General features: G+C 71.3%; 7 protein-coding genes. 3 read left to right on the top strand and 4 right to left on the bottom strand.

The genetic code is table 11. From position 1 onward, the window contains the following. Positions 1-3 precede the first annotated feature (3 nt). Positions 4-1,545: a DegQ family serine endoprotease gene (locus BUB97_RS20745; protein WP_245818395.1), complete on the top strand. Its 1,542-nt coding sequence runs from the start codon at positions 4-6 to the stop codon at positions 1,543-1,545. 281 nt (positions 1,546-1,826) lie between these two features. On the opposite strand, the gene BUB97_RS20750 is transcribed toward BUB97_RS20745, so the two are convergent. The 3 genes from BUB97_RS20750 to BUB97_RS20760 form a co-directional block, all read right to left on the bottom strand. Then, complete coding sequence (locus tag BUB97_RS20750) at positions 1,827-2,828, bottom strand: Bug family tripartite tricarboxylate transporter substrate binding protein (protein WP_086062422.1); 1,002 nt, start codon at positions 2,826-2,828, stop codon at positions 1,827-1,829. Positions 2,829-3,033: 205 nt separating this feature from the next. Continuing rightward, positions 3,034-4,296, bottom strand: a complete 1,263-nt coding sequence (gene serA / locus BUB97_RS20755) for a phosphoglycerate dehydrogenase (RefSeq protein ID WP_073138331.1) — start codon at positions 4,294-4,296, stop codon at positions 3,034-3,036. A 111-nt stretch (positions 4,297-4,407) separates the two neighbouring features. Further along, on the bottom strand, positions 4,408-5,058 hold the full coding sequence (locus BUB97_RS20760) for an SCO family protein (protein WP_073138333.1): 651 nt from the start codon (positions 5,056-5,058) through the stop codon (positions 4,408-4,410). Positions 5,059-5,239: 181 nt separating this feature from the next. Between BUB97_RS20760 and BUB97_RS20765 the strand changes: the two genes are divergently transcribed. Both BUB97_RS20765 and BUB97_RS20770 read left to right on the top strand, forming a co-directional pair. Then, positions 5,240-5,563: a hypothetical protein gene (locus tag BUB97_RS20765; protein WP_073138335.1), complete on the top strand. Its 324-nt coding sequence runs from the start codon at positions 5,240-5,242 to the stop codon at positions 5,561-5,563. A gap of 110 nt (positions 5,564-5,673) precedes the next feature. Continuing rightward, the gene (locus BUB97_RS20770) at positions 5,674-7,083 is read left to right on the top strand and encodes a hypothetical protein (protein WP_073138336.1); all 1,410 of its coding nucleotides are present in this window, start codon (positions 5,674-5,676) and stop codon (positions 7,081-7,083) included. Between the two features lie 80 nt (positions 7,084-7,163). Here the strand turns inward: BUB97_RS20770 and BUB97_RS20775 are convergent. After that, positions 7,164-7,427, bottom strand: a 264-nt coding sequence (locus tag BUB97_RS20775; RefSeq protein WP_175562697.1) for an ATP-binding protein, incomplete at its 5' end; no start/stop codon positions are given.

Below are 7,427 nucleotides of genomic sequence, written 5' to 3' on the forward strand. Positions count from 1 at the left end.
GCCTTGCGCTCCCGCACCCCCATCGCCACCACCTTGGCCCTGATCGCGGCCCTGGCGGCGGCGCCCATGGTCCCCGCCTTCGCGCAAACCCCCATGCGGGATGCGCCCAATTCCTTCCGGCCCCTCGCGCAGCAGCTCCTGCCGGCCGTGGTGAGCGTGCAGGTCAGCACCAGCCCGGCCGCCCGCAACGCCCAGCGCCCCGACGCGCCCGACGCGCCCCAGGCCCCGCCCGGCAGCCCCTTCGAGGAGTTCTTCCGCGACTTCCTCGAGCGCAACCGCCCGCCGGGAGGCCCTGGTGGCCCCGGCGCCCCGGGCCGTCCCTCCCCGCAGCAGCGCCGCGGCACCTCGCTCGGCTCCGGCTTCGTCATCGACGCCGCCGAGAAGCTCGTGGTCACCAACAACCATGTCGTCGAGGGCGGCACCGAGATCAACATCGTCCTGAACGACAACACGACGATCCCGGCCGAGATCGTCGGCACCGACCCGCGCACCGACCTCGCCCTGCTGCGCCTGAAGACCGACCGCCAGCTGACCGCAGTGGAATTCGGCAATTCCGACGACGCGCAGGTGGGCGACTGGGTGCTCGCCATCGGCAACCCCTTCGGCCTGGCCTCCTCGGTTTCCGCCGGCATCATCTCGGCCCGCTCGCGCGACATCCGCCAGGGCCTCTATGACGACTTCATCCAGACGGACGCCGCCATCAACCGCGGCAATTCCGGCGGCCCGCTCTTCGACATGGCGGGCAAGGTGGTCGGCATCAACACCGCCATCTACTCGCCCTCCGGCGGCTCCATCGGCATCGGCTTCGCCATCCCCTCCAACCTGGCGCGCGGCATCGTCGCCCAGCTGAGGGAAAGCGGCCGCGTCCGCCGTGGCTGGCTCGGCGTGAACATCCAGCAGGTGACGGACGAGATCGCCGAAAGCCTCGGCCTGAAGCCCGCGCGCGGCGCCCTCGTCGCCCGCGCGCAGGAGGATGGGCCCGCCGCCAAGGGCGGCATCCGCAACGGCGACGTGATCCTGCGATTCAACAACCAGGAGGTGCGTGAGATGCGGAACCTGCCGCGCATCGTCGCCGAGACCCGCGTGGGCACCGCCGCCCCCGTCACCGTCTGGCGCGACGGCAAGGAGGAGACGCTGGAGGTCACTATCGCCGAGCTGCCCGCCGAGCAGGCGGAAGCCCAGGCGCGCGGCGGCCAGCCCTCCGCGCCGCGCAGCCAGGTGGTGGAACTGCAGGGCCTCGGCCTGAAGGTCGGCCCGATCACCTCGGAAGCGCGCGAGCGCTTCAGCCTCCGCCCCGACCAGCGCGGCGTGGTCATTACCGAGGTGGACAGCGGCGGCCCGGCCTCCGAGCGCGACCTGCGCCCGGGAGACGTGATCGTGGAAGTGCAGCAGGAACGCGTGAACACGCCGCAGGAGGTGCAGAGCCGCATCGAGGCGCTGCGCCGCCAGAACCGCGCCAGCGCGCTCCTTCTCGTGGAGGGGCAGCAGGGCCAGCGCTTCGTGCCGCTGCGGATCCGTGAGGAAGGCAACCAGCGCCGGAACTAAGGCCGGGCGTCCCGGAGAGGGCTCTGCCCTCTCCGGGCCTCACCCGCCAGGGGCTTGAGGCTCTTGGAACCCCGTCTGACTGCCGTCGATATCCCGGATCGAAGGGGTCACTGGTTGGCGGGTGCTTTTCCTGCGTTTGCAGTCGCCTCGGGTCGCTGACCCGAGGCGCACCGTCAGCCCCGTGATTCCAAACTTGAAGAAAAAGAAGAAGGTGAGGGGTCCGGGGAGAGGAAGAATTCCTTCTTCCTCTCCCCGGGACAAACCGACAGCCCAGAAAAAGATCAGTCCGTCGTGATCCGGTTCTCACGGATCAGCTGTCCCAGCCGCGCCGTCTCTTCCGCGAGCCGGGCGCTCGCCTCGGCGGCCGCGCCGCCGGCCGGTTCCGTGCCGATTTCCACCAGGCGCCGGGCGGTGGCTGCGTCCTGCAGGGCTTCCACGAAGGCGGCGTTCAGCCGCGCCAGGATCGGCTCCGGCGTCCCGGCGGGGGCCACCAGCAGGGCGCGCGGCGAGGTTTCCAGGCCGGGCAGGCCCGCCTCGCTCATGGTCGGAACCTCCGGCAGCTGCGTCGCCCGCGCGGGGCCGGTCACGCCGAGTGCGACCACCGTGCCCGAGCGGATCTGCGGCAGCGCGCTGGCCACCGTGTCGAAATAGATGTCCACCCGGCCAGAGACGATGTCGGTCAGCGCGGCCGCGCCGCTGCGATAGGGGATGTTCGTCATCTCCAGCCCCGTTGCGCGCCGCATGGCTTCCGCCGCCAGGTGGTTGGAGGAGCCCGCGCCGGGGGAGGCGTAGTTCAGCCCCTGCGGCATGCTCCGCGCCTTCGCCAGCAGCTCCGCCACGCTCTTCACGCCCAGGCCGCGCTGCGCCACCAGCACCAGCGGCAGGTCGGCCAGGGCGGTCACGGGGGCGAAGGCGGTGGCGGGGTCGAAGGGCGCGGGGGTGTAGAGGCTGGGTGCCGTCGCGCAGATGGGCGGGCAGACGGCCAGGGTATAGCCATCGGGCCGCGCCTGGGTCAGCGCGATGATCCCCACCGTTGCGCCGCCTCCGGCCCGGTTCTCCACCACCACGGAGCGGCCGAGGATCTCCCCGGCCTTCTCCGCCACCACCCGGGCCAGCAGGTCCGTGCCGCCGCCGGGGCCGAAGGGCACGATCAGCCGGATCGGCCGGTCGGGATAGGACTGGGCCAGGGCCACGCCGGCCATCCCGCCGAGCAGCAGCGCGGACAGCGCGATGGGCCGCAGGAAGCGGGCCGCCATCGGGCGCCGGAAGGGGGTCTGGTTCATGGCACTCTCTCCAAAGGGGAGGTGACGGCCTCTCGTTGCTCGTCGGCGGCGGGTCGGGGGCGGGCTACTGCCCGGCCATTTGTCCTTCGCCTCGCCGGTAGGCCGCCCGCGTTACGCGCCGCGGCGCGGTCCAGCCCTCGTCGCTCCACCCGGCGCGCCGAGCCGCGCCGGCGGCGTGGCCCAGGCCGGATGGGGGCGGGTGGGGTCAGCCGCGCTCGTAGAGCAGGCGCGCGCGGATGGTGCGGGGCAGGGCGCGCAGCTCCTGCAGCACCGCCTGCGCGTCACGCAGCCCCTCCGCATCGACCACCACATAGCCGATCTCGGGATCGGTCTGCAGGTACTGGCCCGCGATGTTCGCGCCATGGCGCGTGAACACCTCGTTGATGGCGGCCAGGGTGCCGGGATGGTTGCCATGCACATGCATGAAGCGGGCGCCGCGCGGCCGGGCGGGCAGCACCGCCTCGGGAAAGTTCACCGCGCCCAGGGTGGAGCCGGTGTCCGAATAGTCGGAGAGCTTGCGCCCCGTCTCCTCGCCGATGCGCGACTGCGCCTCTGCCGTGCTGCCGCCGATATGCGGCGTGAGGATCACGTTGCGCAGGCCCTGCAGCGGCGAGACGAAGGGATCGGTGTTCTTCGCCGGCTCCTCGGGGAACACGTCCACCGCGGCCCCGCTGAGATGCCCAGATTCCATCGCCGCCTTCAGCGCGTCCAGGTCCAGCACGCGCCCGCGGGCGTTGTTGATCAGCACCGCGCCCGGCTTCATCAGCGCGATCTCCTCGGCGCCGATCAGGTTCTGCGTCGCCGGCGTCTCGGGCACATGCAGCGTCACCACATCCGAGCCCTCGAGCAGGGCGCGGAGCGAGGGCATGGATATGGCGTTGCCATGCGGCAGCTTCGGGATGGTGTCGTAATAGGTCACGCGCATGCCGAAGGCCTCGGCCAACACCGAGACCTGCGCGCCGATATTGCCGTAGCCGACGATGCCAAGCGTCTTGCCGCGCACCTCCCGGCTATCGGCCGCCGACTTGTCCCACACGCCCACATGGGCCGCGTTGGAGCGGCCGGGGATGCCGCGCAGCAGCATCACGATCTCGCCCATCACCAGCTCGGCGACTGAACGCGTGTTCGAAAAGGGGGCGTTGAAGACCGGGATGCCCCGGTGCCGTGCCGCCGCCAGGTCCACCTGGTCCGTGCCGATGCAGAAGCAGCCGATCGCGATCAGCCGGTCCGCCGCCTCCATCACCGCCTCGGTCACGCGGGTGCGCGAACGGATGCCGAGGAGATGGACGCCCTTGATCGCCTCCTTCAGCGCCGCCTCGTCCAGCGCCTTCTTCTCGCGCCGGATGTTGGTGTAGCCGGCCCCCTCCAGCGTCGCCACCGCGCTGTCGGAAATACCCTCCAGCAGCAGGATGCGGATCTTGTCCTTGGCGAGCGAGATGGGAGCGGGGGTGGGGAGGGCGTCGGGCATGGCGCCGCAGGATTGCCGCATCCCACCCCCCCGGCGCAACAGCGCTTGGCGCGGGGCAGGGCCGATCCCGCTGCCGATCCCCCGGCGTTTCCCCGCCCGGTGCCGCCGTGGCTAAAGATTCGCCCGGATCGTGGTCGCCATCTCCTCCGGCGTCACCCCCGGGCGGAAGAGGGAGCGCAGGCTGCCATCCCGCCCCATCAGGTAGGTGAAGGAGGAGTGGTCCATCAGATACTCGGAGGCGCCGGGCGGCGTGACCTTGTTGTAGTAGACGCGCCAGGCCCGCGCGGCGGCCGCCACCTGCTCCGGCGTGCCGGTCAGCCCGGTGATGGAGGGGTGGAACAGCGCCACATAGTCCTTCATCCGCTCCGGCGTGTCCCGCTCGGGGTCTACCGTGATGAAGACCGGGCGGACGCCCTCGGCCTGCGGGCCCAGCATGTCCATCGTCTGGCCGATGGCCTGAAGCTCGGTCGGGCACACATCGGGGCAATGGGTGAACCCGAAGAAGACGAGGGCCAGCTTGCCCCGCAGGTCGGCCTCGGTCACCCGCCGGCCATTTCCGTCCACCAGGGTGAAGGGACCCCCGATTCCCACCCCGGCCGGAAGGGCCACCCCGCCCGCGCTGGGCGGCGGCGCATTCCCCAAAAGCCGGGCGAAGGAGGCCCCGACCCCCTCTCCGGGCCGCCGCGCGACGAAGGCGGCCCCCCAGATGGCGCCGAGGCCGAGGATGAGAAGGAGGACGGCGATGCGAAGGGCGCGGGTCATGGCTCGTCATATAGCGCAGCAAGCGCAACGGGGGACGGGGTAGAGACGTTCCGTCCCCTGTTGCTCCGAAGCCGGTCCTCTTCATCGTCCGGTCCGAGGCAGCAGGGCCGGAATTGACGGCCTGAGAAAGGCCGGGCCGGGCCGAGCCAAAGAGGCCATTGTCGCAGAGGAGCTTGAGACGATGCCCGATCGCATGGCGCGGGACCCCGCGCTGGATACGCTGGCGGAGATCGCCAACGACAACCTGGCCGAGCGCCTGCGGCACGAGGCCGCGGCCCGAATCCTGGTCGCCGCCCGCCGCGTGGGCGACCTGGTGGGGCCGCGCCATGGCGAGCATCTGGTGGATACGCTGGCCTCGGGCTGGGATCCGCGCGTCGTGACCGCGCTGGAATATGCCGAGGGCCTGCCCGTGCGCGTGCTCGACGGCATGCTGGGCACCGCCCCGCGCTGGGCCCGCGCCATGCGCGACCTGATCGAGTCGCCCCCGGGCGCCGCCGCGGCCTGAACGCCACGGGACGGGGCCGGGGGCCTCGTCTCGGCGCAGGTCCGTTAGCGCCGCCTTAACCTCCGCCATGGAGGCTCCGTCGCGTCAAAACGACGCGACTGGAGTCACCTATGCCAATCGTGGCCACGGGCAGTATGCCCGCGACCATCCTTGAGAATGGGCGGGCCGGGGACTGGTCCGCCCTTCTCAGCCTGTCCGGCGCCGCGGGCGCGACCGATGTCGCGCTGACCGGCGAGGACGCCGCCCTGTTCGAGGCAAGCCTCGGCCCCGGCGGCCAGGTGACCATCGCCCCCGTCGGCGCGCTGGACCGCGAGGCCTTTCCGGCCGGCGCCGACCCGCTGCTGGACTTCGGCCTTTCGGTCCGGCTGGACGGCGTCTGGCAGGCGGTGCCGGGTGGCTGGTCCATCGCCCTGCTCGGCCTGGACGACACCGCCCCCTCGGATCTCCGCTTCCGCAATGGCGGCACGGTCCTCGAGAACGACATCGCCGCCCCCATCGGCGACCTCCTAGCATCCGATCCGGACAGCGACGCCGCCAATCTCGAATACCGCGTGCTCTGGCCCGATTCGGCCTTCTTCGAAATCGTGGGCACCACGCTGAAGCTGCGCGACGGCGTGGATCTGCTACGCCTTGGCGGCACGACGCGCGAGGTGATGATCGCCGTCTCCGACGGGCTGAACGAGGCGGCCTTCAGCCTCGGCGTCACCGTGCTGAACGTGACCTCCGAGGACGACGCCGTCACGCCCGCCCCCACGCCCTCCACCCCGACGGGCGGGGGCACGGGCGGCACCGGAGGGACAGGCACGGGGTCGAATTCCGGCACCCCTACCTCGATCCCCACCACTGGCACAGGCACCACACCCAGCACCACGACACCGGGCACCACGACACCGGGCACCACGACAGGCGGCACGACCGGCACCGCCCCCACCGGAACGACCGGCAGCACAAGCCCACCCGGCCTTCCCGCCGGCAGCACCGCCGCGAACGAGGCTGCCACCACGACCGTGGCGGCCGATGTGATCATCACCTCCACGGGCGCCACCACGGATGTCGCCGAGGGCGGCGCGACCGATACCTTCACGGTCCAGCTCTCGCGGCAGCCCACGGCCACCGTCACTGTCGCGATCACGGTCGGGGCCGACCTCAACCTCGCCCGCAGCACGACAGCGAACCCCGGAAAGACCGTCTCCTTCGCCATCGCCGCGGCCGACTGGGCCCGGGCCCGCAGCGTCATCGTGTCGGCGGCCAACGACAGCACCTACGAGGGAACGGAGAACGCCTGGGTTCAGATCACGACCAGCAGCAGCGACGCGGCCTTCTCCAATCTGCAGGGCCGGGGCGTGAACGTCACCGTCTATGACAATGATCCGTCGCCCTCGCCGCCGCCGCCACCGCCCCCACCGCCGCCGGGAACGCCGGCGGGCCTTGCCCTCGTGCAGACCAGCGCCGCCACCGCGGTCGCCGAGCGTGGCGCCGGGGACAGCTTCACCATCGCCCTGGCGTGCGTATTCCAGTGATCGTGGGCAGCAGTTCCAGGCGATCGTGGGCACGAATTCCACGGCATCGTGGGCAGGCTTCATGCCGATTGGCTAATCGTTCAGGAAGGCTCTCTGGCGTCAAGCGTTTCGGTGGTCGTGGCGCGTCTGGCGGTGATGCGTCGCATGCTTTCGCCGCTGAGTTCGATGCGGTGGGCGTTGTGGACGAGGCGGTCCAGGATGGCGTCGGCCAGGGTTGGGCTGCCGATCACTGCGTGCCACTCCTCGACCGGCACCTGACTGGTGACGATGGTGGAGCTGCGCCCGTGGCGGTCTTCCAGGATCTCCAGCAGGGTTTCGCGTTCGGGTTGGGTCAGAACGGACAG

Source organism: Muricoccus roseus, assembly GCF_900141905.1.
Classification (GTDB): Bacteria; Pseudomonadota; Alphaproteobacteria; order Acetobacterales; family Acetobacteraceae; genus Roseomonas; species Roseomonas rosea.

Coding starts and splice junctions, on each gene's coding strand:
- BUB97_RS20750 (WP_086062422.1), bottom strand. CDS start 2,828: ATGAACCAGACCCCCTTCCGGCGCCCGATGGCGGCCCGCTTCCTGCGG.
- serA (WP_073138331.1), bottom strand. CDS start 4,296: ATGCCCGACGCCCTCCCCACCCCCGCTCCCATCTCGCTCGCCAAGGAC.
- BUB97_RS20760 (WP_073138333.1), bottom strand. CDS start 5,058: ATGACCCGCGCCCTTCGCATCGCCGTCCTCCTTCTCATCCTCGGCCTC.
- BUB97_RS20765 (WP_073138335.1), top strand. CDS start 5,240: ATGCCCGATCGCATGGCGCGGGACCCCGCGCTGGATACGCTGGCGGAG.
- BUB97_RS20770 (WP_073138336.1), top strand. CDS start 5,674: ATGCCAATCGTGGCCACGGGCAGTATGCCCGCGACCATCCTTGAGAAT.